This is a genomic window from Nocardiopsis eucommiae (assembly GCF_965344335.1).
In the GTDB taxonomy this organism is placed as follows: domain Bacteria; phylum Actinomycetota; class Actinomycetes; order Streptosporangiales; family Streptosporangiaceae; genus Nocardiopsis; species Nocardiopsis eucommiae.
In genome coordinates, this window is the sequence record NZ_CBDRIY010000022.1 from 15,836 (window position 1) to 38,741 (window position 22,906).

The 22,906-nt window shown below is 71.5% G+C and carries 18 protein-coding genes and 3 tRNA genes; 13 read left to right on the forward strand and 8 right to left on the reverse strand.

Features of this window, described 5'->3' with window-relative positions; translation table 11 throughout:
• Nucleotides 1-7: 7 nt before the first annotated feature.
• The 7 genes from ACRWK8_RS15675 to ACRWK8_RS15705 all read left to right on the forward strand — a co-directional run bounded on the left by ACRWK8_RS15675 (nucleotide 8) and on the right by ACRWK8_RS15705 (nucleotide 10,252).
• Nucleotides 8-1,627, forward strand: a complete 1,620-nt coding sequence (locus ACRWK8_RS15675; RefSeq protein ID WP_431871145.1) for a glycosyltransferase — start codon at nucleotides 8-10, stop codon at nucleotides 1,625-1,627.
• Between the two features lie 642 nt (nucleotides 1,628-2,269).
• Nucleotides 2,270-3,334, forward strand: coding sequence for a 3-isopropylmalate dehydrogenase (locus tag ACRWK8_RS15680; protein WP_378740987.1), 1,065 nt, complete (start codon nucleotides 2,270-2,272; stop codon nucleotides 3,332-3,334).
• A 201-nt stretch (nucleotides 3,335-3,535) separates the two neighbouring features.
• Nucleotides 3,536-4,651, forward strand: a complete 1,116-nt coding sequence (locus ACRWK8_RS15685) for a branched-chain amino acid aminotransferase (protein ID WP_378740985.1) — start codon at nucleotides 3,536-3,538, stop codon at nucleotides 4,649-4,651.
• A 356-nt stretch (nucleotides 4,652-5,007) separates the two neighbouring features.
• Entirely contained in the window at nucleotides 5,008-6,618 is a 1,611-nt protein-coding gene (gene cimA, locus ACRWK8_RS15690) for a citramalate synthase (RefSeq protein ID WP_431871147.1), read from the forward strand.
• A gap of 359 nt (nucleotides 6,619-6,977) precedes the next feature.
• Nucleotides 6,978-7,925, forward strand: a complete 948-nt coding sequence (locus ACRWK8_RS15695) for a carbohydrate ABC transporter permease (RefSeq protein ID WP_378741050.1) — start codon at nucleotides 6,978-6,980, stop codon at nucleotides 7,923-7,925.
• Complete coding sequence (locus ACRWK8_RS15700) at nucleotides 7,922-8,818, forward strand: carbohydrate ABC transporter permease (RefSeq protein WP_431871148.1); 897 nt, start codon at nucleotides 7,922-7,924, stop codon at nucleotides 8,816-8,818. The genes ACRWK8_RS15695 and ACRWK8_RS15700 overlap by 4 nt, the downstream gene beginning before the upstream one ends.
• Nucleotides 8,819-8,848: 30 nt before the next feature.
• A complete protein-coding gene (locus ACRWK8_RS15705; protein ID WP_378740979.1) occupies nucleotides 8,849-10,252 on the forward strand; it encodes an ABC transporter substrate-binding protein in 1,404 nt (467 codons plus the stop codon).
• A gap of 63 nt (nucleotides 10,253-10,315) precedes the next feature.
• Here ACRWK8_RS15705 and ACRWK8_RS15710 read toward each other — a convergent pair whose 3' ends face one another.
• Nucleotides 10,316-10,741: a Rieske (2Fe-2S) protein gene (locus ACRWK8_RS15710; RefSeq protein WP_378740977.1), complete on the reverse strand. Its 426-nt coding sequence runs from the start codon at nucleotides 10,739-10,741 to the stop codon at nucleotides 10,316-10,318.
• Between the two features lie 224 nt (nucleotides 10,742-10,965).
• Nucleotides 10,966-11,748, reverse strand: a complete 783-nt coding sequence (locus tag ACRWK8_RS15715; RefSeq protein ID WP_378740975.1) for a DUF3152 domain-containing protein — start codon at nucleotides 11,746-11,748, stop codon at nucleotides 10,966-10,968.
• A gap of 499 nt (nucleotides 11,749-12,247) precedes the next feature.
• On the opposite strand from ACRWK8_RS15715, the gene ACRWK8_RS15720 reads away from it, so the two are divergent.
• The 6 genes from ACRWK8_RS15720 to ACRWK8_RS15745 all read left to right on the forward strand — a co-directional run bounded on the left by ACRWK8_RS15720 (nucleotide 12,248) and on the right by ACRWK8_RS15745 (nucleotide 16,264).
• Nucleotides 12,248-13,048 carry a fumarylacetoacetate hydrolase family protein gene (locus tag ACRWK8_RS15720; RefSeq protein ID WP_378740973.1) on the forward strand — a complete coding sequence of 267 codons (801 nt, stop codon included), beginning with the start codon at nucleotides 12,248-12,250 and terminating at the stop codon, nucleotides 13,046-13,048.
• Nucleotides 13,049-13,130: 82 nt separating this feature from the next.
• On the forward strand, nucleotides 13,131-14,201 hold the full coding sequence (locus ACRWK8_RS15725) for an SGNH/GDSL hydrolase family protein (RefSeq protein ID WP_431871152.1): 1,071 nt from the start codon (nucleotides 13,131-13,133) through the stop codon (nucleotides 14,199-14,201).
• An 86-nt stretch (nucleotides 14,202-14,287) separates the two neighbouring features.
• Nucleotides 14,288-15,736 carry a glutamate--tRNA ligase gene (gene gltX, locus ACRWK8_RS15730; RefSeq protein ID WP_378740968.1) on the forward strand — a complete coding sequence of 483 codons (1,449 nt, stop codon included), beginning with the start codon at nucleotides 14,288-14,290 and terminating at the stop codon, nucleotides 15,734-15,736.
• Between the two features lie 130 nt (nucleotides 15,737-15,866).
• Nucleotides 15,867-15,938: transfer RNA gene (locus tag ACRWK8_RS15735), tRNA-Gln, on the forward strand.
• Nucleotides 15,939-15,989: 51 nt separating this feature from the next.
• Nucleotides 15,990-16,065, forward strand: a tRNA-Glu gene (locus ACRWK8_RS15740).
• A gap of 123 nt (nucleotides 16,066-16,188) precedes the next feature.
• A tRNA-Glu gene (locus tag ACRWK8_RS15745) sits at nucleotides 16,189-16,264 on the forward strand.
• Nucleotides 16,265-16,337: 73 nt separating this feature from the next.
• Here the strand turns inward: ACRWK8_RS15745 and ACRWK8_RS15750 are convergent.
• The 6 genes from ACRWK8_RS15750 to ACRWK8_RS15775 all read right to left on the reverse strand — a co-directional run bounded on the left by ACRWK8_RS15750 (nucleotide 16,338) and on the right by ACRWK8_RS15775 (nucleotide 22,742).
• The gene (locus ACRWK8_RS15750; RefSeq protein WP_378740966.1) at nucleotides 16,338-16,940 is read right to left on the reverse strand and encodes a TetR/AcrR family transcriptional regulator; all 603 of its coding nucleotides are present in this window, start codon (nucleotides 16,938-16,940) and stop codon (nucleotides 16,338-16,340) included.
• 171 nt (nucleotides 16,941-17,111) lie between these two features.
• Nucleotides 17,112-18,119 (reverse strand): PDR/VanB family oxidoreductase, encoded by a 1,008-nt coding sequence (locus ACRWK8_RS15755; RefSeq protein ID WP_431871207.1) that lies wholly within the window; start codon nucleotides 18,117-18,119, stop codon nucleotides 17,112-17,114.
• 131 nt (nucleotides 18,120-18,250) lie between these two features.
• Nucleotides 18,251-19,210, reverse strand: a complete 960-nt coding sequence (locus ACRWK8_RS15760; RefSeq protein ID WP_431871154.1) for a metal-dependent hydrolase — start codon at nucleotides 19,208-19,210, stop codon at nucleotides 18,251-18,253.
• A gap of 58 nt (nucleotides 19,211-19,268) precedes the next feature.
• A complete protein-coding gene (locus ACRWK8_RS15765) occupies nucleotides 19,269-21,002 on the reverse strand; it encodes an SDR family oxidoreductase (RefSeq protein ID WP_431871156.1) in 1,734 nt (577 codons plus the stop codon).
• Nucleotides 20,999-21,874, reverse strand: coding sequence for a M24 family metallopeptidase (locus tag ACRWK8_RS15770; RefSeq protein WP_431871158.1), 876 nt, complete (start codon nucleotides 21,872-21,874; stop codon nucleotides 20,999-21,001). The genes ACRWK8_RS15765 and ACRWK8_RS15770 overlap by 4 nt, the downstream gene beginning before the upstream one ends.
• 181 nt (nucleotides 21,875-22,055) lie before the next feature.
• The gene (locus tag ACRWK8_RS15775; RefSeq protein WP_281387326.1) at nucleotides 22,056-22,742 is read right to left on the reverse strand and encodes an IclR family transcriptional regulator; all 687 of its coding nucleotides are present in this window, start codon (nucleotides 22,740-22,742) and stop codon (nucleotides 22,056-22,058) included.
• Nucleotides 22,743-22,906 lie beyond the last annotated feature (164 nt).

Genomic DNA, 22,906 nt, shown 5'->3' on the forward strand with positions numbered 1-22,906 from the left:
ACGGCACATGGTGAACGAGGGCGTGCGCGACGCGGGGACCGGTTCCGGAACCGTGCGAGGAGGGGACCCGCAGGGGCGGCCCCGGGTGGTCCGCAACGACTACTCGGTGCTGGAGCCGCCGGCCCTGGGGGAGTGGGAGCCGCAGATGACGGTGGGCGTGGTCATACCGGCGTACGGGGGGCAGGAGCGGCTCGACCTGACCCTGGCCGCCCTGACCGCCCAGACGTACCCGGCCGACCTGACGGAGGTCGTCGTGGTGGACGACGGCAGCGATCCCGCGTTGCGGCTGCCGCCGATCCGCCCCGAGCACACCCGTCTGGTCGTCGCGCCCGAGCACGGGTGGGGCCCCGGGCACGCGCTCGACGCCGGGGTGGCCGCCACCGGGGCGTCCGTCGTGATGCGGTTGGACGCCGACGTGGTGGTCGGCCGTGAGCACGTCGAGGCGCAGATGCGCTGGCACCACCTGGCCGACTACCTCGTGGTCATGGGCCGGGTCGAGTTCGGGGACGGGCCCGACGGCGGGCTCACCCCGCCCGAGGTGTACGAACACGTGCGCGGTGGGAGGTACGCGGATCTCACGGGCGGCGACACGGACACCATGGACTGGATCACGGAGCTCCTGGAGCGCACCGACGGGCTGCGTTCCGCCGGGCACCGGGCCTGGCAGGTGTTCACCGGGGCCACCGCCTCGCTGCCGCGCGAGCTGTACTCCACCGCCGGAGGATCGGCGTCCGGACTGGTCATGGGTGAGGACAGCGAACTCGGCTACCGGCTCTCACAACGGGGCGCGGTGTTCGTTCCCGAGCCGGCGGCCACCGGCCTGCACCTGGGGCGTCCGACGACCGAGCTGCGAGGGGGTGAGGCGGCGCGCTTCCGGCGCCCGTTCATGGAGAACCGCGTGCCACGGCTGAACTCCCGCCGCGTCGCCCCGGCGCGGACCTGGCAGGTGCCCTTCGTCGATGTCGTGGTCGACACGGCGGGCCGGGGGTTCGACGACGTGACCGCGACGGTGGACGCCCTGTTGGCCGGTGACGTGGCCGACGTGCGGGTCACGTTGGTGGGGGAGTGGTCGAGGGTGACCCCGGGGCGGCACGCCACCATCGACGACCCGGCGCTGGACGTGCGGCTCCTCCACGAGCACTACCGGTGCGAACCGAGGGTGCGGCTGACGGAGTCCGAGCCGGAGACCGACCCCGACGTCCCCTTCAGGCTGTTGCTGTCACCCGGTCTGCGCCCGACGCGGCGGATGGTGCGGGCCCTGACCGGGGCGGCGGACCGGGAGGGCGCCGGGCTGGTCAGGGTGCGCGGCTCCGGGGGACGTACCCACTTCCTGAGGCTGGAGCGCACCGCGGCCTTCGCCCGCGCGCGGCATCTGGGGGTGGACGCGGTGGACCGGGACGCGGCGGTGGCGGCCCTGTGGGGCGTCCACGTACTGGACCGGGCCGGGGTCCTGGTCGAGGACGAGCGGGACGGCGACGGTCCGCCGAAGGACTGGAACAGGAAGATGCGCCGGGCCGAGCGGGAGACGACTCGCTGGCGGACGGAGGCCGAGCGATGGGAGCGCCGGGTCCGTGCGCTCACCCAGGGGCGCGGCACCTGGCTCCTGTTCCTGGGCCTGCGGAGGTGAGACCTGCTCCGGCGTCGCGTTTCGAGGTCGTCATGGCACTCGTGTGAACAGGCGAAACGCCGAAGCGTCTCACAATGTGAGAATCTCTGGTCATATAGTTGGACCTCCGATATTCTGACGTCCTAGGAGTCAGTGGTGCCGGCTCACCGCCGTGCACCACGGTCCAGCGCCCATCCGCCGCCCGGGCGCCACCCTTGTCCGGGCGCCACCCGACGCGGTGCTCCGCGTCCGGGTCGTGTCGGCGCCTCCGGCAGACGATCCCGCCGGGGCGAGCTCCTGTCCCATCTGTCGTGGACAACGTCGCCCACACCGCGCCCGTTCGGATCGACCCGGCCTCGCCGCCGTCGGACCCTCGGGGCGCACCACCGTCGACCGCCGACGGCCGAGCCGTACGCTCCCGCCGTCACGCAGAGCCTCCGGAGGATCACATGTACGACCTGATCGAGTACCCGTCCGCGCCCGACTCCGACGACGAGATCCACCGCGCCCTTCAGGACGCGATCAACCGCCGCGACTGAGCGAGCCGAGGTCGGACGACTGTACCGGTCACCTGGGCCGGTACAGTTGTCTCACCTACTGTTCCTTTGATCTCGCCAGGTGAGACGACCGTGGTGGGGTCACGTCCGAGTTAGAGGCAGTCCAATGGCAGCTCGCACCGTGAAACTGGCCGTCATCCCCGGTGACGGGATCGGCTCCGAGGTGGTCGCTGAGGGTCTCAAGGTGCTGGAGGTCGCGGCCGCCCGGTACGACCTGGCCGTCGAGACCACCGAGTACGAGCTCGGTGCCAGGCTCTGGCACCGCACCGGCGAGACGCTGCCCGACTCGGTCGCCGCCGAACTGCGCGAGCACGAGGCGATCTTCCTGGGGGCCGTCGGCGACCCGTCCGTCCCCAGCGGCGTCCTGGAGCGCGGTCTGCTGCTCCGCCTGCGCTTCGACTTCGACCACTACGTCAACCTGCGTCCCGTGCGCCTCTACCCCGGGGTGGACAGCCCCCTGGCGGGTGTGGCCCCCGAGGACATCGACATGCTCGTCGTGCGCGAGGGCACCGAGGGCCCCTACGCGGGCGCCGGAGGCGTGCTCCGCAGGGGAACCCCGCACGAGATCGCCACGCAGGACAGCGTCAACACCCGCTTCGGTGTGGAGCGCCTGGTCCGCTACGCCTTCGAGAAGGCCGCGAACCGCCCCCGCCGCAAGCTGACCCTGGTGCACAAGGACAACGTCCTCACCTTCGCGGGCGAGCTGTGGCAGCGCACAGTCAAGGAGGTCGGCGCCGAGTACCCGCAGGTCACCGTGGACTACTGCCACGTGGACGCCGCCGCGATGTACTTCGTCAACCAGCCCGGCCGCTTCGACGTGGTCGTCACCGACAACCTCTTCGGTGACATCATCACGGACATCGGCGCCGCCATCACCGGAGGCATCGGCCTGGCCGCGAGCGGCAGCATCAACCCGGACCGCACCGCCCCCAGCATGTTCGAGCCGGTCCACGGCTCCGCGCCGGACATCGCCGGTCAGGGCAAGGCCGACCCGACCGCCACCGTGCTCTCCGCGGCGACCATGCTGGACCACCTGGGCGTGCCCGAGGCGGCCCGCCGGATCGAGGACGCCGTCTCCGCCGACCTCAAGACCCGCGCCCAGGACGGTGCCGTCCGCACCACCTCCCGGATCGGCGACGACCTCGCCGCGCGAGTAGCCGAGCAGGGCTGACACCATCGACGTCGGCCCTGCCACTTCCGAGGCGCGGCCGACGAACGAGACAACCGTGATCGTCAGCGGGCGCGCCGGAGACCCCTCCGCGCGCCCGCTGTCCGTGTGACCCGACCTGGCACCGGGTGCGCCTTTCCGACACACTAGATCCCAGGTCGGCGGCGCTGCCGACCGGTTGCATCCGAGAGGACCACCGACGACATGAACAACAACACCACCACCACTGGGTTGACGTTCGACATCCAGCTCTCCGACCAGCGGAAGACCCCGCGGGAACGGGAGGCACTGCTGGAGAACCCCGGGTTCGGTCAGGTGTTCACCGACCACATGGTGAGCATCCGCTACACGGAGGGCAAGGGCTGGCACGACGCCAGGCTGGAGCCCTACGGTCCACTGACCCTGGACCCCGCCACGGCCGCCCTGCACTACGCGCAGGAGATCTTCGAGGGGCTCAAGGCCTACCGCCACCCGGACGGTGCGCTCGCGTCGTTCCGCCCCGAGGCCAACGCCGCCCGCTTCAACAGGAGCGCGGCGCGGATGGCGATGCCCGCGCTGCCCGAGGAGCTCTTCCTCAAGTCCATCGAGCTGCTGCTCGAACACGACGGCGACTGGGTTCCGTCCAAGGAGTACTTCAGCCTCTACCTGCGCCCGTTCATGGTCGCCACGGACGTGGGCCTGGGCGTCAACAACCCCTCGCGCAGCTATGTCTACCTGCTCATCGCCTCTCCGGTGGGCTCCTACTTCTCCGGCGGCGTCAAGCCGGTGACGGTCTGGCTGTCCAAGGACTTCACCCGCGCCGCCCCCGGTGGAACGGGCGCCGCGAAGTTCGCGGGCAACTACGCCGCGAGTTTCCTGGCCCAGGCCCAGGCCGTGGAGAAGGGCTGCGACCAGGTCGTGTGGCTCGACGCCCGCGAGCACCGCTGGGTCGAGGAGATGGGCGGCATGAACCTGTGGTTCGTGTTCGGTGAGGGCGAGAACGCCCGCCTGCGCACGCCTCCGCTGACCGGCACGCTGCTGCCCGGCATCACCCGTGAGTCGCTGCTCAGCCTCGCCCCGGACCTGGGCATCCCCGCGGAGGAGGAGCCGCTGTCCATCGAGGAGTGGAGGGCGGCCGCCGAGTCCGGTGAGATGACCGAGGTCTTCGCCTGCGGCACCGCCGCCGTGGTCACCCCGGTCGGCCACGTGAAGAGCGACGACGGCGAGTTCACCATCGGTGACGGCCAGCCCGGTCCGGTCACCATGCGCCTGCGCGAGGAGCTGGTGGGACTCCAGACCGGCCTGCGCGAGGACCGCCACGGCTGGATCACCCGCTTCTAGCAAGCCCGGACCCCCCGTCCCCTCAGGGGCCGCCACCGGACGCCCGGGGCGGCCCCTGACGCGTGCTACGGCTCGTCCAAAGCCATGCGAAGCGCCCGGAGTGTCCGGTATGAGGATTATTCGTCTCGCCCAGTGAGACATCTTGGCTCCGAGCTGCGACTCCACCGGGGTCGTGTGGCACACTGACCACATGCTGTCCCAGGTAGTCATTATTTTGGGGCGCGCTGGCTGACGACTTCCCGCGTAGACGCAGGGAAGAAACCGGACCCTGCCAGCGCGCTGACCTCTCGTGTCCACGAGGGGTCTTTTTTGTTGGCCGGGGCCGCCACACACAGCACCGACCGGGAGTTCCACCCATGAGGGACGACAGTTTCCACGTCTTCGACACCACGCTGCGCGACGGAGCCCAGCGCGAGGGGATCAACCTGAGGGTCTCCGACAAGCTGGCCATCGCGAAGCTGCTCGACGACTTCGGGGTCGCGTTCATCGAGGGCGGCTGGCCGGGCGCCAACCCCAAGGACACCGAGTTCTTCCAGCGGGCTTCACGAGAGCTGACGCTGGAGCACGCGCGACTCACCGCGTTCGGCGCGACCCGCCGACCCGGTGTGAGGGCCGCCGACGATCCCCAGGTGGCCGCACTGCGCGACAGCGGCGCGTCGGTCGTCACCCTTGTCGCCAAGAGTGACGACCGGCACGTCGAACGCGCCCTGCGCACGACCCTCGACGAGAACCTCGCCATGGTCGCGGACACGGTCGCTCACCTGCGCGAGCACGGGCAGCGCGTGTTCGTGGACTGCGAGCACTTCTTCGACGGCTACCACCACGACCCGGAGTACGCCCTCTCCGTGGTCCGCGCCGCCTCCGACGCCGGGGCCGACGTCGTCGTCCTGTGCGACACCAACGGCGGCATGCTCCCCTCGGACGTCACGCGCGTGGTGACCGAGGTGCTGGAGGCCACCGGCGCCCGCCTGGGCATCCACGCCCAGGACGACACCGGCTGCGCGGTCGCCAACACCCTCGCCGCCGTGGACGCGGGGGCCACGCACGTCCAGTGCACGGCCAACGGCTACGGCGAGCGGGTGGGCAACGCCAACCTCTTCTCGGTGGTCGGCGCGCTGGGTCTCAAGCGCGGCATGGAGGTCCTGCCCGAGGGATGCCTGGCCGAGATGACCCGGGTGTCCACCGCCGTCGCGGAGATCGTGAACCTGGCCCCGGACACCCACCAGCCCTACGTGGGGGTGTCGGCCTTCGCGCACAAGGCCGGCCTGCACGCCTCGGCGATCAAGGTCGACCCCGACCTCTACCAGCACACCGACCCGGAGCTGGTCGGCAACCGCATGCGCATGCTCGTCTCCGACATGGCCGGGCGCGCGTCCATCGAGCTCAAGGCGCGGGAGCTGGGCCTGGACCTGTCCGGCGACCGGGAGCTGTCCGGCCGGGTCGTGGAGCGCGTCAAGAGCCTCGAACTGTCCGGGTACAGCTTCGAGGCGGCCGACGCCTCTCTGGAACTGCTGCTGCGCGAGGAACTGGGTTCGCCGGTCCGCTACTTCGACACCGAGTCCTGGCGGGTGCTCACCGAGCGCCGCCCGGCCGTGGGGTCCAGCCCGCTGTCCAACGAGTACGAGAGCCTCAGTGAGGCCACCGTCAAGCTCCGGGTCAAGGGTGAGCGAATCATCGCCACCGCCGAGGGCAACGGTCCGGTCAACGCCCTGGACCGGGCGCTGCGCAGTTCGATGGAGAACGTGTACACGGCGCTGGCCGGGCTGGAGCTGACCGACTACAAGGTCCGCATCCTGGAGGGGACGTCGGGCACCAACGCGATCACCCGCATCCTCGTCAGCTTCAGTGACGGCACCGAGGAGTGGACGACCGTGGGCGTGGGCCCCAACGTCGTCGACGCCTCGTGGGTGGCGCTGGAACAGGCCATCACCTACGGGCTGCTGCGGCAGGGCTACCCCCGGGGCTGATCCCCGCGCCGGTGTGCCGCCACCACCGCTCCGGTGTCGTCCCGGTGACGTGATCGCCACGGGCGTAACCCCCACGTCACACGACCGCCTGATCTCGAAAGTTGAGGTCAGGCGGTCGAGTCTTACTCAGAGGTAAGACAGACCTGTCCTCGGGGTCATAGCCAGTGTGTCCCCGGTCACTCGATACTGCGGACTTTGACGATGTCCGAAATGTACGAGTGGTGATAGATGCCGGTCATAACCAAGGCGCGCGCTTTCGTTGGCGCGCCGTTCGTCTGCCCGCGAACCGCGGGTCACTCGCCCCGTGAAGACTTCGGGGCGTGTCCTCACCCACCATCCGACGGGACGGGGGGAACGGTGTGACCCACGGTTCGGTGACAGAACGCCGCGCCGCGTCGACACCCTCCCCCACGTCCTCGAACAAACGCGCCCGCCCCGGCCGGGACGCGATCCTCGCCTGGGGCTTCCTCGGCCCCTCCGTGGCGGTCTTCGCGCTCTTCCTGGTCTATCCGCTGGGCCGCACCGTCTACCTGTCGATGCACGGCAACGACATCATCGGCCAGCCCAACCGCTTCGTCGGGCTGAGCCACTTCGCGGAGATGGCCTCACCCGAGTTCGGGCGGGTCCTGCTCACCACCCTGGTGTTCACCCTCGGCGTCGTCGTCCCCGGCGTCGTGGGCGCCCTCGCGGTCGTCCTCCTCCTGGAGGGCGTGCTCCGGGCCCAGCGGTTCCTGCGCGGCGCCTTCGCGCTGCCCTTCGCCTTCTCCGTGGCCAGCGCCTCCGTGATCTTCGCGGTCTTCTACAGCCCCGGGAACAGCGTTCTCAACGGCGTCCTCTACCGGATGGGCCTCGACCAGGTCCCGTGGCTGACCTCCCAGGAGATGGCCCTGTGGTCGGTCGCCCTCACCACGGTGTGGATGAACCTCGGGTACGGGGTCCTCGTGCTCGCCGCCGGGGTCGGCTCCATCCCCAAGGAGGTCAACGAGGCCGCCCGCATCGACGGCGCCACCGGGCCGCGCCTGGCCTGGGACGTCACCATCCCGATGCTCGGGCCCCAGCTCTTCTTCCTGATCGTCATCTCCACGATCAACGCGCTCCAGAGCTTCGGGCAGATCCACATCCTCACCGCGGGAGGGCCGGTCGGGTCCACGACCACCCTCGTCTACTCCATCTACCAGGACGCCTTCGCCTACGGAACCAGCGACTTCGGCCGGGCCAGCGCCCAGGCGCTCGTGCTCCTCGTCGTGGTCCTGGTGTGCACCGTCGTCCAGTTCGGTGTCATCGAGCGGAAGGTGCACTACTCATGAGCCGGACCTCCGCGACGGCCACCGCCGACCAGCTCTCCCGGAACGAGCCGGTCCGCGCCCGCCACCGGCACGGGCTCGGGCACGTCGTCGGCCGCGCCCTGCTGTACCTCATGCTGGCGGCGCTGCTGATCCCGGTGCTGTTCCCCGTCTACTACGTGTTCGTGGGAACCCTCATGGAGCCGGGGGAGCTGTCCACGTTCCCGCCGCGCCTGCTCCCCACCGGCGTGCACTTCGAGAACATCCAGGGCGCGCTCGCCGCCGTGCCGCTGCTGCGCATGTACACGAACTCGCTGGTCATGGCCGGGATCATCACGGTCTGCCAGCTGGTGACGTCGGCCCTGGCCGCGTACGCGTTCGTCTTCCTGCGGTTCCGGGGGAGCGCGGTCGTCTTCGCCCTGTTCCTGTCCACGCTGATGGTCCCCGCCGAGGCGACCTTCATCCCCAACTACCTCACCCTGACGGGGTGGGGGCTGGGCAACACCTACGCGGGCCTGGTGCTGCCATTCCTCGCCTACGCGTTCGGCACCTTCCTGCTGCGCCAGAGCTTCAAACAGTTCCCCCGGGAGCTGTACGACGCCGCGCGCATCGACGGCATGGGACACCTCAGGTTCCTGTGGACCATCCTCATGCCGCTCAGCAAGCCGGCCCTGACCGCCGTCGGCATGTACGTGTTCATCACCAGCTGGAACATGTACTTCTGGCCGCTGATCATCACCCGCAGCACCGAGATGCAGACCCTCCAGATCGGTCTGAACAGCCTCAAGGCGGGTGAGGCCGCCAACCCCGGCCTCGTCCTGGCGGGCGCGGCCCTGTCCGTCATCCCCACCCTCGCCCTCGTGATCTTCGGACAGCGCTTCATCGTCCGGGGCCTCACCGCGGGCGCGGTCAAGTAGGACCCGAAACCCAGTGGAGACGAAGAACCCATGACACGTATCCCCCGACGTCGCGGTGTGCGGGCCGCGGCCCTGCTCGCCGGCCTCGGCCTGGCCCTCAGCGCGTGTTCCGGAGACGGTGGCGGCGGTGGCGGCGGCGACCTCACCGCGCCCGGTCCGGAGGTCCTGGACGACCTCGACGAGGCGGTCCAGGTCGAGTTCTGGCACAGCATGGACGCCACCAACGGCCAGGTGCTGGACGGGCTCATCGACGACTTCAACGCCCAGAACGAGGGCCGTGTGCAGGTCACCGGCTCGTTCCAGGGCCAGTACGACGAGGCCCTGGCCAGCCACCGCGCGGCGATCCAGCAGGGCGACACCGCCGAGATGATCATGATCTTCGACCTCGGCACGCAGTTCATGATCGACTCGGCGCAGACCGTCCCCGCGCAGTCCTTCCTCGACGTGGACGACTACGACACGTCCTCGATCGAGGACGCGCTCCTCAACTACTTCACCGTCGGCGGGGAGCTGCGGTCGTTCCCCTTCAACAACTCGACCCCGCTGATGTACGTCAACCGGGACGCGTTCGAGGAGGCCGGACTCGACCCGGACGCGCCGCCCACCGACCTCGCCGGGATCCGGGAGGCCGCCGAGGAGCTCACCGTCAGGGACGACGACGGCACCGTGGTCCAGTACGGCTTCGGCGCCTCCGTGTACGGGTGGTTCATCGAGCAGTTCATGGCGCGTTCCGCCGTCCCGTACTGCGACGCCTCCAACGGCCGTGACGGCCGCGCCTCCGAGGTGCTCTTCGACGACCCGAAGATCGTCGAGCTCGTCGAGTGGTGGGACCAGATGATCGAGGACGAGCTGGCGGTCCAGATCGGTCGCAACACCGACGACGGACAGGCCGCGTTCACCTCCGGCCGCGCCGCGATGACCCTGGAGTCCACCGGCTCCCTGGGCGGCTTCATCGAGCAGTCCGACTTCGAGGTCGGCGCCGGGTACTTCCCGCTGGTCAGCGCGGACGACCCGGGCGGGTCGATCATCGGTGGCGCGTCCCTGTGGATCAACGGCGAGGGCCACACCCCCGAGGAGATCCGCGGGTCCTGGGAGTTCGTCCAGTTCCTGCTGACCCCGGAGTCGCAGTCGGTCTGGCACGCCGGGACCGGATACCTGGCCGTGAACACCGAGGGCTACGACGGGCCGGAGGCCTCCGAGCGCGCCGAGGAGTTCCCGCAGTTCTCCGTGGCCGCCGCCCAGCTGGCGGACTCGGAGATCAACGAGAACACGGCGGGCTGCATGATGGGCGTGATGTCCGAGGCCCGCGTCGCCGCCGAGGAGGGCTGGGAGACCGCCCTCACGAGCGACACCTCGGCCGAACAGGCCATGGCCGACGCGGCCGAGGGCGTGTCCCGCACCATCGGTGAGTACAACGCCTCGGTCGAGGACTGACCCGGCCCGGTGACGGGGGAGGGGCCGTGGTGGTGACACCACCACGGCCCCTCCCGTGGTTGCTCAGGCGAGGACGATCGAGTCGCCGTCGACCCTGATCGCGACCTCCTCCAGGGGGCTCCGCGCCGGTCCCTCGGTCGGGGAGCCGTCCTCGACCGAGAAGCGGCTGCCGTGGCAGGGGCACAGGATCTGTCCGTCGACGACCTGGTCGACCGGGCAGCCCTCGTGTGTGCAGGCGGTGGAGAAGGCGCGGAAGACACCCTCCTCGGGCTGGGTGACGACCACCTCGTGCTCGCTGAGGACGGCCCCCTCGCCCACGGGGATCTCCTCGGTGGTGGCGATCGGGGCGTCCGCGCCCTCCTGGCCGGTGTCCGGTCCCTGCTCGTCGGGGCCGTCACCGTCCCCGCCGTCCTCGGATCCGCCGCAGGCGGTCAACACCCCGGCCAGGGCCCCGCCCCCGGCGACACCGAACACGGAGCGTCTGGTCACCCCGGGATCGACGGTCCCGCCTCGGGCTGCGCGGCAGTCACACATACGGCCTCACTCTCTCGCCCGACGCGGCGCGGGCGGACCCCCGCACGGGGCGCGGGCCCCGTGGCGGGCGACGTACGGCCCCGGTCGGTGGGGCCACCCCCATGGAACACGGTGCGGCGCCTCCGTGTCCGGAGAACCAGCCAGGTCCCCCGGGAGCGGAACGATCCGCGGAACACGATCTAGGGGTGCACCCAGCCGTTGGCCTCGCAGCCCTGGAGACCCAGCGTCTGCTGCTGCATGACGGGGGCGAGCTCCCCCTCGCCGGGGCAGTCGACGTGCCCGTGGCCGAGGGTGTGGCCCACCTCGTGGTTGATCAGGTAGATCCGGTAGGTCTCCAGGTCGTCACCGAAGTCCTCGACACCCGACACCCAGCGGTTCTGGTTGATGATGGCGCGGTTGCCGTTGGCGCAGGACACGTACCCGTTGGTGTTCAGCGGCGCGCACAGGCGGTCCACCGTGTCCGGCGCGGCCAGCAGCACCCGGATGTCCGCGTCGTCGCCGTCCACCCGCTGGAGGGAGCGGTCCCCGTCGTTGCCCCAACTGCGGGGATCTCCGAGGATCTCCTCGACGGCGTCCACGAAGTCCCCGTTGCGGCCGGGCAGGCCCTTCTCCACCTCCACGGCGAAGGTGGTGAGGGGGCCCTCACCCATGACGTCGCCCTCGCCCTTCATCACCTTGAGATCGCCGTCGGCGGTGTCGACCTCCTCCACCACCGAGCGCAGCAGGAGGGGGAGGTCGTCCTCGTCGGTCGGTGACGCGCTGGGGGAGGGGTCCGTCGCGTCGGATCCGGCGTCCTCGGAACCGGGGTGCCGGCGGGCGCCGTCCTCGGGTACGCCGTCGCCCACGGGGCCCGTGGCGGAGGTCTCCTCGGGGGAGTCGAGCTCGGATCCGGGCTCGGGCACGCTGACCATCAGCACGGCGGACGCCCCCGAGACCAGGCACAGCCCGAGGGCCAGTCCCATGGGGTAACGGCGGCGTCGGCGGTGCTTGGCTCGAGGAGCGGAAGCGGGCACGAGGCTCAACCTCTCGACAGTGGACTGTGGTGCCGCCGGAACCTCGGCGGGGGTGCGTGGCCTCCCACCGCCCGGCGGTCGTGGGACCGCTCCGACCAGCACGGTCGGTGGAGACGCCCCCACACGGACGGACGAGTGCCGCGGTGGCCCGAACGGAGTCGCCACGCACACCGGTGGTGTCGCCGACCTCCGGAACGACGGTTCCCGAGGGCTTCGGACCACGATCCCAGCATGCCAGAGTTCGCCCCCGAGGAGGGCCAGGTCGCGTTCCGCGAAGGGTGGGTGTGTCACGCCTTCGGGCGATTGCCTCCGCCTTATCGTGAACAACTCGTCACTCTCGGTGTTCGCCTCGGGCTCCGCACACCCGGACGTACCGGGCGCCGTCGCGTCGGGCGCCGCTACGCTGCAAACGGCAAGAACGAGCAAGAGGGCTGCTGGGAGGCATCAGGTGCGTATCGCACGGTTCGCGGCCGGTGACGAGGTCGGGTTCGGCCTGGTCGAGACGGACACGGACAGCGGAGAGGAGTTCGTGGCCCGGCTGACGGGACACCCTCTGCTGGGGGACATCAAACTGACGGGTGAGCGGGCCAGGCTCTCCGACGTGCGCCTGCTGTCGCCGGTCCTGCCCACCAAGGTGGTGTGTATCGGCAAGAACTACGCCGACCACGTGGCGGAGATGCAGGAGGTCACGGGGGAGTCCACCGACGAACCGGTGGTCTTCCTGAAGCCGTCCACCGCCGTCACCGGACCGTACGACCCCGTGTTCTACCCCTCGGTCTCGGAGTGGGTCAGCTACGAGGGAGAACTGGCCATCGTCATCTCCCGCCCCTGTCGCGAGGTGCCGCGCGAGCGCGCCAAGGACGTCATCTTCGGGTACACGGTGGCCAACGACGTCACCGCCCGCGACCTCCAGAAGACCGACAAGCAGTGGACGCGGGCCAAGGGATTCGACTCCTTCTGCCCGATCGGGCCGTGGATCACCACGGGCCTGAGCATCGAGGAGGCCCAGGACCTCGCGGTCACCACGACCGTGGACGGTGAGGTCCGCCAGGATGGACGTACGTCACAGTTCATCCACGACATTCCGGGCATCATCTCCTACGTCACCTCCTTCATGACGCTCCTTCCGGGCGACGTGGTCCTGACCGGCACCCCCGCCGGAGTGGGCCCGGTCGAGGTCGGCCAGGAAGTCGCCGTCACCGTGGAGCGCCTGGGCACCATCACCAACAGGGTGGTCACCCGGGACTGATCCCGTCCCTCCGCGCGCGGGCGCGCCACTGGCCCGCGCGCGGAGGCGCCCACCGACCCACCGAGCGGAAGGTCCGAACCCCTTGGCACCTCGACTGGCACGACGGCCCGGCCTCGGCCGCCCCGCGATCCTCGCCGGGGTCCTCACCCTGGTCCTGGCGCTGGTGGGCTCCGCCCTGTGGCTGGTCACCCGGCCCGGCCTGGGCGCCCCCGACTCCGTGGAGGAGGCCGACAGGGGTGCCTGGCTGGAGGACCGGTCACGGGTGCGCGTGATGCTCGCCGGGGACTCCATGACCCACGGCGCGGGCGGCGACCGGACCTGGCGCTTCCACCTGTGGAACCACCTCGAGCCGCACGTGGGGAACCTGGACTTCGTCGGTCCCTACTCCCAGCCCGCCACACCCGAGCAGATCATCCCGCCCGAGCTCTTCGGCGGCGACGGGCAGGCCGAATCGGGAGGAGAGGTCGAGCCGGGGGGCGAGGGAGAGGTCGAGTCCGGTGGCGGACAGGGCGGCCTCCTCGGGAGCCCCGAGGACCGGCCGGTGGAGGACCGCGCCCCCACGGCACGGCCAGAGCCCTCCGAGTTTCCGGGCCTCCCCGACCCCTCCGACGCCGAGGACGGCGTCACCTACCGCGACCCGGACTTCGACCAGGACCACAACGCCCGCTGGGGGCGCACCCTGGCCGACGCCCTCACCACCATCGAGGCCGACGTCGCCGCCCACCGGCCGGACGTGCTGTGCGTGATGATCGGCATCAACGACCTGCTGCACCCCATCACCGCCGAGGACATGGAGCAGCGGCTGAGCTCCTACGTCAACGCGGCCCGCGAGGCCAACCCGGAGATCCGCGTCCTCTTCGCCGAGGCGCTGCCCATCACCCTCGCGGACCAGGACCAGGGCTTCGCGCTGCGCGTGTACGTGTACAACGAACTCGTCCGCTCGGTGGCCGCCGACCTGTCCACGGAGGAGTCGCCGGTGGCCAGCTTCGACCTGGCGGCGGCGGAGTCCTGGGACCCCTACACGGACACCTACGACGGCACCCACCCCAACGACGACGGTGAGATCAAGATCGCCGCCGGGTTCGCCGACGCCCTCTCCCGCGAGTTCGGTCTGGGCCCCGCACACGCCCGGCCGCTGCCGATCCGGCCCTGACCGGCGTCTCGGCGACTCCGTCCCGTCCCGTCGCCCTCTCCGGGACTTCCCACAGGTCATCCCGGGCCACCGATATCCTCGGAACCGTGACTGAGACTCCGATTCGTACCCGCTTCGCCCCGTCCCCCACGGGCATGTTCCACGTCGGCGGTGCGCGCTCCGCCCTGTTCAACTGGGCCCTGGCCCAGCAGCAGCCCGAGGGCCGCATGGTCCTGCGCATCGAGGACACCGACGCCGCCCGCAACCGTCCCGAGTGGACCGACGGCATCATCCGCGCGATGTCCTGGATCGGCATCGACGAGAGCGACCCGCACTTCGAGGGGCCCTACTTCCAGTCGGCCTACGTCGAGAAACACCGCGAGACCGCGCAGGAGCTGTACCGCTCCGGCCGCGCCTACTACTGCGACTGCACCCGCGAGCAGGTGCAGGAGCGCCGCGACAACCCGAACCTGGGCTACGACGGCTTCTGCCGCGACCGGGGTCTGGAGCCGGGCCCCGGCCGGGCGCTGCGCTTCCGCGTGCCCGAGGGCGGCCCCACGGTCGTCCGCGACCAGATCCGTGGCGACGTGGAGTTCGACCACGCCGCCATCGAGGACTTCGTGATCGCCCGCGCCGACGGCTCCCCGCTGTTCGTGCTGGCCAACGTCCTCGACGATGTCGAGATGCGAATCACGCACGTCATCCGAGGCGAGGAGCACCTGTCCAACACCCCCAAGCAGCAGCTGCTCTGGGAGGCGCTGGACCTGACCCCGCCGGTGTGGGCGCACCTTCCCGTCATCGTCAACGAACAGCGCAAGAAGCTGTCCAAGCGCCGCGACAAGGTCGCCCTGGAGTCCTACCAGGAGGAGGGCTACCTGGCCGAGGCGATGGTCAACTACCTGATGCTGCTGGGTTGGGCACCGGGTGAGGACCGCGAGATCATGCCGTGGTCGGAGATGATGCCGCTCTTCCGCGTCCAGGACGTCAACAGCTCCAGCGCGTTCTTCGACGAGAAGAAGCTGCGCGCGTTCAACGGCGAGTACATCCGCGCGCTGGACGTCGACGCGTTCGTCGAGCGCTGCCAGCCCTGGCTCACCGGCGAGGGCACCCCCTGGGACGCCGCCGACTACGACCCCGAGGTCTTCGCCGCCGTCGCCCCGCTGGCCCAGAGCCGCGTGGCGGTGCTCAGCGAGATCGTCCCCAACGTGGACTTCCTGTTCCTCAGGGAGCCCGCCGAGGACGAGAAGAGCTGGAAGAAGGCGATGAAGCCGGGCATCGGCAAGGAGATGGTGGAGGCCGCCCTGGCGCGCTACGCCGACCCCGGGCTGGAGTGGACGGCCGAGGCCCTCAAGGACGCCACGGAGGAGACCGGGACGTCGCTCGGCCTGAAGCTGGGCAAGGCCCAGGCCCCGGTGCGTGTGGCCGTCACGGGTCGCACGGTGGGTCTGCCGCTGTTCGAGTCCCTGGAACTGCTGGGCCGTGAGCGGGTCCAGGCACGCCTGGAGGCAGCCCTGGAACGCCTGCGCGCCGAGGAGAAGGCCGCCGCCGGGAGCTGACCGCCGGGGTGGTCGGGGCCACAGACCGGCCACCCCGTTTCCGGTTCGCGAGCACTCCGAATGTCCGCTAGAGTTAACACGTCGCCAAGGGGGACAGGGAAGCGAGAGCGACCGGGTCCTCCGAAAGCATTGGCCTATGGTGTAATCGGCAGCACGACTGATTCTGGTTCAGTTAGTCTAGGTTCGAGTCCTGGTAGGCCAGCGCATGATCACGGTTCGCCGTGGTCGGCACAGGGTCAGTGACCCAAGGTGCGCCCCCGTCGTCTAGTGGCCTAGGACGCCGCCCTCTCAAGGCGGTAACGGCGGTTCGAATCCGCTCGGGGGTACCAACGGCAGGAAGTCTCCACCCCGTGGATCCTTCCTGTTGGCCGGTGCTTGTCACCGGTGTCCGGTTCGCGCGGGTATCGTAGAGTTACGGTTCACGCGGACCAGCGGTCCGCGCGACCGCGTAGGCCCCCGTCGTCTAGTGGCCTAGGACGCCGCCCTCTCAAGGCGGTAACGGCGGTTCGAATCCGCTCGGGGGTACCAACGGAGAAGGCTCCATCCACTGGATGGGGCCTTCCGTCGTTTCCGGCGGTGACGGCCGGGCCGCCGTCGGCGCTCAGCCCGTGTGGGCGGCCAGGAGCTCCCGTTCCTCCCCGGGGCCCCCGGCGGCGAGCAGCATGGCGGTGAGCTGGTCGAGGAGCCAGTCCGCGAGCTCGTCACGGGACATCTGGCGTTCCCGCAGCCAGGACATCACCGCGGTCTCCACCGCCGACACCCAGCAGCGCAGTGCCAACAGCAGCAGGGGTGAGGGGTCCGTGACGCCGACCCGCTCCAGGATCAGCGCGCGCACGCCGTCGCGGACACGGTCGATCTGGGCCTCGGTCTCCTCCGTGGAGATCACCGATCCCCCGTTGAGCAGGGCGGCGTAGGACGGGGCGTAGGAGTCCGCGAAGTCGACGAAGGTGCGCAGCGCCGCCCGCAGCTGCTCCGCCGGCGGCAGGTCCTCGGGCGGCGCCAGCCGCGACATGAGCTCGGACATGGCCTGTTCCAGCGCGGCCCTGCGCAGCTCGGCCATGTTGGGGAAGTACCGGTACACCAGGGCCCGGGAGACGTCGGCCTCCTCGGCGATCTCCTCCGGGGTGACGTCACCGGGCGGGCGCCGCGCGAACACGCGCAGCGCCGTCCGGATCAGGTCCGCCCGGCGTTCGTGCGGCGCCATGCGACGTGGCCGCCGCCGGGTCCCCGGTCCGTGGACCGGGCCCGCCGAACCCGTCACCCGCGCCTGGTGACGGTCGGTCCTGTGGGACACCACCGCTGCCGCTACCTCCCGAACCCTCGCCGCGCCCCCGCCGTCGGGGTCCTCCTCGAAACTACCGCCCCCGGGACCCCCTCACAGGTCCAGCACCAGCCGCTCGCCCTCCTCCGCGCGGGAGACGCACAGGGCGAACCCCGCGCCGCGAGGGGAGCCGCCGGTGGGCCGGTCCCGGTCGTCGGGCGTCCCGGACAGCAGCCCCACCCGGCAGGTGCCGCAGAAGCCCTGGCGGCACGAGTAGGCGGTCTCCGGGCGGGCCCTGAGCACCGTGTCCAGCGCGGACTCGTCCTCCGACACGGTGAGCACCGGCCCGGAGCGGCCCAGGCGCACCTCGAAGCGGCGGCCGTCCACGACGGGCGGGGGCGAGAAGCGTTCGGAGAAGAACGGGGTGCCCGGGGGCACCCGGCACCGCAGCGCGTCGATCAGCGGGGCCGGTCCGCACACGTACACGGCGGTGCCCGGGGTGATCCCGGCCAGGAGCGCGTCGGCGTCGGGGCCACCGTGTTCGTCGTCGGGGCGCACCGCCACGTCCGCGTTCCCGGACGGTGCGGGGATCTGGTCCAGGAAGGGCATGCTCTCCCTGCTCCGGCCGGTGTAGACGAACCGGAACGGTCGGTCGGCGGCGTGCGCCGCCCGGACCATCGGCAGGATCGGGGTGATCCCGATCCCGCCCGCCACGAAGAGGTACCGCTGGGCCCGGGTGAACGGGAAGGCGTTGCGCGGCCCGCTCAGCGCGAGCGCGTCCCCCTCGGTGAGCGCGTGCGCCAGGCCCGAACCCCTGCCGTCCTCGATCCGTCGCACCGCGATCCGGTAGGAGGAGCGGTCCTCCGGGTCGCCGCACAGGGAGTACTGCCGCACGACGCCGTCCCCGAGCACCACGTCCACGTGGTGGCCCGGCTGCCAGCGCGGCAGCGTCGTGCCGGGGCGGACGGGGACCAGCGTGAGGGCCACGACGTCCGGGGCGGGGCGCTCCACCCGGGCGACCCGCACCGGAAGGTCCCCGGCGGGCGGCGGCGGAGGACGGCCGGGCCGCCAGCGCGAGGTGACCGGTTCGATCCGCGAGGCCAGGCGCTCCAGGGTCAGCATGAACCGGTCCGGGCGCTCGGACCGCCCGAACAGCGACACCGGGGTGCGCGGGTCCGCGTAGGACTCGGCGCTGTGCGCGATCCGCCGGTCGCCCCGGTCCGGGCCGTCCGCGTCCCGAGGGGTTGCGCCCGTCACCGGGACCCCTCCCCGCGTGCCGCCTCCCGCTCCGCGGCGTCCGCGGCCCGGGCGGCGGGGGAGACCGCCAGGTAGGCGACGGCCTGGCTGGTGGAGCCGTAGTGCGAGGGGTGGTACCTGCGGCGGAGGTACTCGGGGATGGCGCGGGCCAGCCGGCCCAGGTGCGGGATCAGGCCGCGCCGACCGTCCCGCAGGGCCCAGGAGGCCTTCGGCGCGCGTCCCCCGATCCGGCCCCGGAGATAGGGGTCGTTGGCGACCAGGAACCGGACCCCGCGCACCCACAGCGCGGCCAGGGCGAAGGCGGCCACCCCCATGGCCAGGGCGCGGCGCGGATAGCCGCCGTCCAGGTGCGCGTAGAGGTCGTGGGCGACGGCGCGGTGCTCCACCTCCTCCGCGCCGTGCCAGCGCAGCAGGTCCAGCATGGTGGGGTCGGTGCCCACCTCGTCCAGCGCGCGGGCGTCCAGCACCCACTGGCCCAGGACGGCGGTGTAGTGCTCGATCCCGGCGATCACCGCGAGCCGGGTCCGCAGCCAGGCGAACTCGCGGTCGCCGGTCAGGTCGCGGTCCCCGAGCACGACCCGGAACATCCAGGCGATCTGTTCCACGTAGGGGCGCGGGTCCAGCCCGTGCGCGTCCATGTGGTCGAGGACGCCCGCGTGGGCCTCGGCGTGCACGGCCTCCTGGCCGATGAAGCCGAGGACCTGCTCGCGGAGCTCGTCGTCGGTGATGTGCGGGACGGCCTGCTTGAAGACCTCGACGAACCAGCGTTCCCCCTCCGGCAGCAGCAGGTGGAGGACGTTGATGACGTGGGTGGCGAAGGGTTCGCCGGGGATCCAGTGCAGGTCCAGTGCGCTCCAGTCGAACTGGACGTCGCGGGCGTGCAGGACGAGCCGGTCGGGCTCGTCCACGCCGGTCCGTGCGGGTGTGGTGGACGCGAGCGCGTCGTCACCGCTCATGGTCGGCCTCCGTGGCGAGTCGAGGGGGCGAGGGGTCGGAGTGAGGGGCGGGAGCGACTCAGGACGGCGGCGCCAGCCGGGCGTACGCGCGCAGGGCGGCCGGGGAGAGCCGGGACAGGGCCAGGCCGATGTGGGCCTCACTGGTGACCGGGACGATCTCCGGGTCGGACTCGACGGCGTCCGCGATCCGTCGCGCCGCCCTCTCCGGGGTGTAGCCGCGCAGCCGGTACAGCCGGTTGAGCCGCTCCTTGGCCCGGGACACCTCGCCCATGCCGGAGAGGCGGGCGCTGGAGATGATCCCGGTGTCGATCAGGCCCGGGCAGACCGCCGTGACGGACACCCCCCGGCCCGCGAGCTCACCGCGCAGGGAACGGCTCAGGCCGAGGACCGCCGCCTTGGTGGCCGAGTAGGCGCCGTACAGGCGTGAGGGCAGGTAGGAGGCGGCCGAGGCCGTGTTGACGATCCGGCCCCCGCCTCCGCCCTCCACCATCATCGGCGCGAAGGCGCGGACGCCGTGGATCACGCCCCACAGGTTGGTGTCCACGACCCGTTCGAGGTCCTCCGTGCTGGCCTCCAGGAAGGGGCCGGCCACACCGATCCCGGCGTTGTTCACCACCATGTCGGGCACCCCGTACTCGTCACGCACCCACGCGGCGAGCGCGTGCATGGCGGCGGCGTCGGTGACGTCCACGCGCTGGGCCGCGGAGCCGGGTGTGACCAGGGAACAGAGCGCGGCGGTCCGTTCGGCGGCGGGCCCGTTGACGTCGACCGCGACGATCCGCGCCCCGCGCTCGGCCAGCTCGAAGGCGAGACAGCGTCCGATACCGCTGCCCGCCCCGGTGATCACGGCGACCTGACCGGCGAACGCGCCCCCGTGACGGCGGGCCTGCTGGGCGGTGAGGTTGCGGACCGGGCGGGGCGCCCCGGACTCGATCTCGGCCACGAACGCGCGGACGCGGCGGGCGACGGGGGCGGGCCGGGAGCGGACCGACCAGTGCCCGCCCTGGAAGCGGTGGAACCGGAAGTCGTCCACCCAGCGCCCGGCGTTGGACTGGAGCTGGTCGACCATGAACGCGTCGTGGGTGGGGGCCAGGGCCTGCACCGGCACGCTGGTGCGGCGTTCGGTGGGGCGGGTGAAGCGGCGGAGCATGTTGGCGCGGTACAGGGCCAGCCCGTTGAGGTAGTCGCGGGTGGCGCGTCGGGCGGGCACGCGGGGGCCGCCGCCGACGCGTTCCAGACCGGCCAGGGCCAGGCCGCCGATCCCGCTGAGCCAGGCGGCCTCGGGCAGCCCGAGGGTGCCGAAGAACCCGATGTAACTGGAGCGCACGGCCTGGCGCAGCACGGTGCGGACCCCGTCCGGGGCCTTTCGGAGCCAGTGGCCCGCGTGGTCGAGGTCGGGGCCGGAGATCGAGGTGAAGGACGCGAAGCGGGGGGAGTGCTCGGGCTCGGTGACCGCGTGCCAGGCCTGGATGGAGCCCCAGTCGTGCGCGACCACGTGCACGGGGTGGTCCGGGCTGACGGAGTCGACCACGGCGCGCAGGTCGTCCGCGAGCTGGTCCAGCAGGTAGCCGGAGCGGTCGTCGGGGGCGGTGGAGCGCCCGGCGCCCCGGACGTCGTAGGTGACGACGTGGTGGTCGGCGGCCAGGTCGTGGACGAGGGCGTCCCAGACGGTGGCGTTGTCCGGGTAGCCGTGGACCAGGACGAGGGTGGGGCGGGCGGGGTCCCCGGCGGAGTAGACGGCCAGGCGCTGGCCGTCGGTGGCGGTGACGCGGTGCTGCGGGCGGGTGCTCATACGGTCGCGGTCTCCTGGCTGGTCGCGGCGGTGGCGGGGGCCGTCCGGGCCCAGCGGCGGACGTGCGGCAGGTCGTCGTCGAGCCAGTGGGCGCCGTCCTCGGCGACGACGAGGATCTCCTCGAACTTCACCCCGATGTCGCGGAAGCCGATGTGGGGCTCGACCGCCCACAGGCCGGGGGTGGCGGGGTGCGCGGAGACGTCGCCGTCCGCCCACAGGGGTGAGCGGTGGTGCAGGCGTTCGACGACGAGGTCCCCGACCAGGGTCTGGAGGGAGCGGACGCCGAACCCCGCGACGATCGCCCGGGGCAGCCGGGACCTGACCCTGCCCACCCGGTGCGCGATGACGCGGCCGGGGTAGACCCGGTGCCGGTTGTCGTGGCCCTGTTCGCGGATGAGGGCGTCCACGGCGCGGTACACGTCCTGGAGGGTGTCGCCCGCCCCGACCCGCTCCACGATCAGGTCCCGGTGCGCGCGCAGGTCGTCCATGAGGAGGTCGTGCAGGGCGTTCTCACCCAGGTAACCGGAGTAGCCGATGTCCGCGACGTAGCCGTCCCGGACGGGGGCGCAGTCGAGGATGAAGGGCATGCCCTCCTCCAACCGACGTCCGGTGGGGAAGAACTGGAGCGGCACGCGGAAGTTCCGGAAGGCGGTGCGGTCCCCGAACCAGGCGAAGGGGGTGTGGAACCAGTCCTGGACGCCGCGCGCCTCCAGGTGTTCACGGACGCGCCGGGCGGCCTCGCGTTCGGTCACACCGGGTTCGAGGGTGGCCGCCACGTCGCTGGCGGCCTGGTAGGCGAGCTGTTGCAGCTCACGGAAGGCGTCGAGCTCGGCCCGGGTGTCTGTGTTCCCGGTCACGTTCTTGTGAGACATTCCGTCATGTTAGACAGAGTGTCAATAAGAGTCCAGAGGCGGGGCCGCTCTTTCGGAGCCCCTCGCGGAGGCGCCCCGGGGACGACGGAGGCCGCGCCCGCCGGGTTCGGCGGACGCGGCCAGTGCGCGTTCCTGTGGGGGAGGGGGTGTGCGGGTCCGGGGTGGTGTGGTGGTCGGGCGCCTAGTGCGAGCCCTCGTAGGTGTGCAGTGACTCGCTGATCTTCTCGGCGGCGGACACCACGGCCTGCGAGTGGATGCGGCCGGGGGAGCGGGTCAGACGCTCTATGGGACCGGAGACGGACACCGCCCCGATCACGCGGCCGCCCGGGCCGGACACCGGAGCGGAGACCGAGGCCACGCCCTGCTCGCGTTCCGCGACGCTCTGGGCCCAGCGGCGGCGCCGTACCTGGGCGAGGCTGGCGGCGGTGAAGCGGGCGCCCACGAGCGAGCGGCGGATGCGGTCGGAGTCCTCCCAGGCCAGCAGTACCTGGGCGGCCGAACCGGCGTTCATGGGCAGTTCGCTGCCGACCGGGACGGTGTCGCGCAGGCCGCTGCTGCGTTCGGAGGCTGCCACGCACACGCGCAGGTCGCCCTGGCGGCGGTAGAGCTGGGCGCTCTCGCCGGTCAGGTCGCGCAGCTGGACCAGGACGGGCGCGGCCACGGCGAGCAGGCGGTCCTCGCCGGTGGCGATCGACAGCTCTCCCAGGCGCGGCCCGAGCACGAACCTGCCCTGGCTGTCCCTGGTGACCATGCGGTGCCGTTCCAGGGCGACGGCGAGACGGTGGGCGGTGGGGCGGGCCAGACCGGTGATCTGGACCAGCTGGGCCAGCGACGCGGGCCCCGACTCCAGGGCGTCGAGGACGGACATCGTCTTGTCCAGGACACCGACACCGCTGGATGAGCTAGAGTTGTCCATGGCTTGATATTGCCGTCTCGAAATATGGAATGCAAGTCGGCCGCACATCCGTGCGCGAGGCCCGCGGCCCTGGCGAAGCACCCCGTGACGAGGCGAGCACGAGACGCGACACACGA

Bases quoted from the DNA above. Each gene is read 5' to 3' on its own strand.
- ACRWK8_RS15675 (WP_431871145.1), top strand. From the start codon at position 8: ATGGTGAACGAGGGCGTGCGCGACGCGGGGACCGGTTCCGGAACCGTG.
- ACRWK8_RS15680 (WP_378740987.1), top strand. From the start codon at position 2,270: ATGGCAGCTCGCACCGTGAAACTGGCCGTCATCCCCGGTGACGGGATC.
- ACRWK8_RS15685 (WP_378740985.1), top strand. From the start codon at position 3,536: ATGAACAACAACACCACCACCACTGGGTTGACGTTCGACATCCAGCTC.
- cimA (WP_431871147.1), top strand. From the start codon at position 5,008: ATGAGGGACGACAGTTTCCACGTCTTCGACACCACGCTGCGCGACGGA.
- ACRWK8_RS15700 (WP_431871148.1), top strand. From the start codon at position 7,922: ATGAGCCGGACCTCCGCGACGGCCACCGCCGACCAGCTCTCCCGGAAC.
- ACRWK8_RS15705 (WP_378740979.1), top strand. From the start codon at position 8,849: ATGACACGTATCCCCCGACGTCGCGGTGTGCGGGCCGCGGCCCTGCTC.
- ACRWK8_RS15715 (WP_378740975.1), bottom strand. From the start codon at position 11,748: ATGGGACTGGCCCTCGGGCTGTGCCTGGTCTCGGGGGCGTCCGCCGTG.
- ACRWK8_RS15750 (WP_378740966.1), bottom strand. From the start codon at position 16,940: ATGGCGCCGCACGAACGCCGGGCGGACCTGATCCGGACGGCGCTGCGC.
- ACRWK8_RS15755 (WP_431871207.1), bottom strand. From the start codon at position 18,119: ATGCTGACCCTGGAGCGCCTGGCCTCGCGGATCGAACCGGTCACCTCG.
- ACRWK8_RS15760 (WP_431871154.1), bottom strand. From the start codon at position 19,210: ATGAGCGGTGACGACGCGCTCGCGTCCACCACACCCGCACGGACCGGC.
- ACRWK8_RS15765 (WP_431871156.1), bottom strand. From the start codon at position 21,002: ATGAGCACCCGCCCGCAGCACCGCGTCACCGCCACCGACGGCCAGCGC.
- ACRWK8_RS15770 (WP_431871158.1), bottom strand. From the start codon at position 21,874: ATGTCTCACAAGAACGTGACCGGGAACACAGACACCCGGGCCGAGCTC.
- ACRWK8_RS15775 (WP_281387326.1), bottom strand. From the start codon at position 22,742: ATGTCCGTCCTCGACGCCCTGGAGTCGGGGCCCGCGTCGCTGGCCCAG.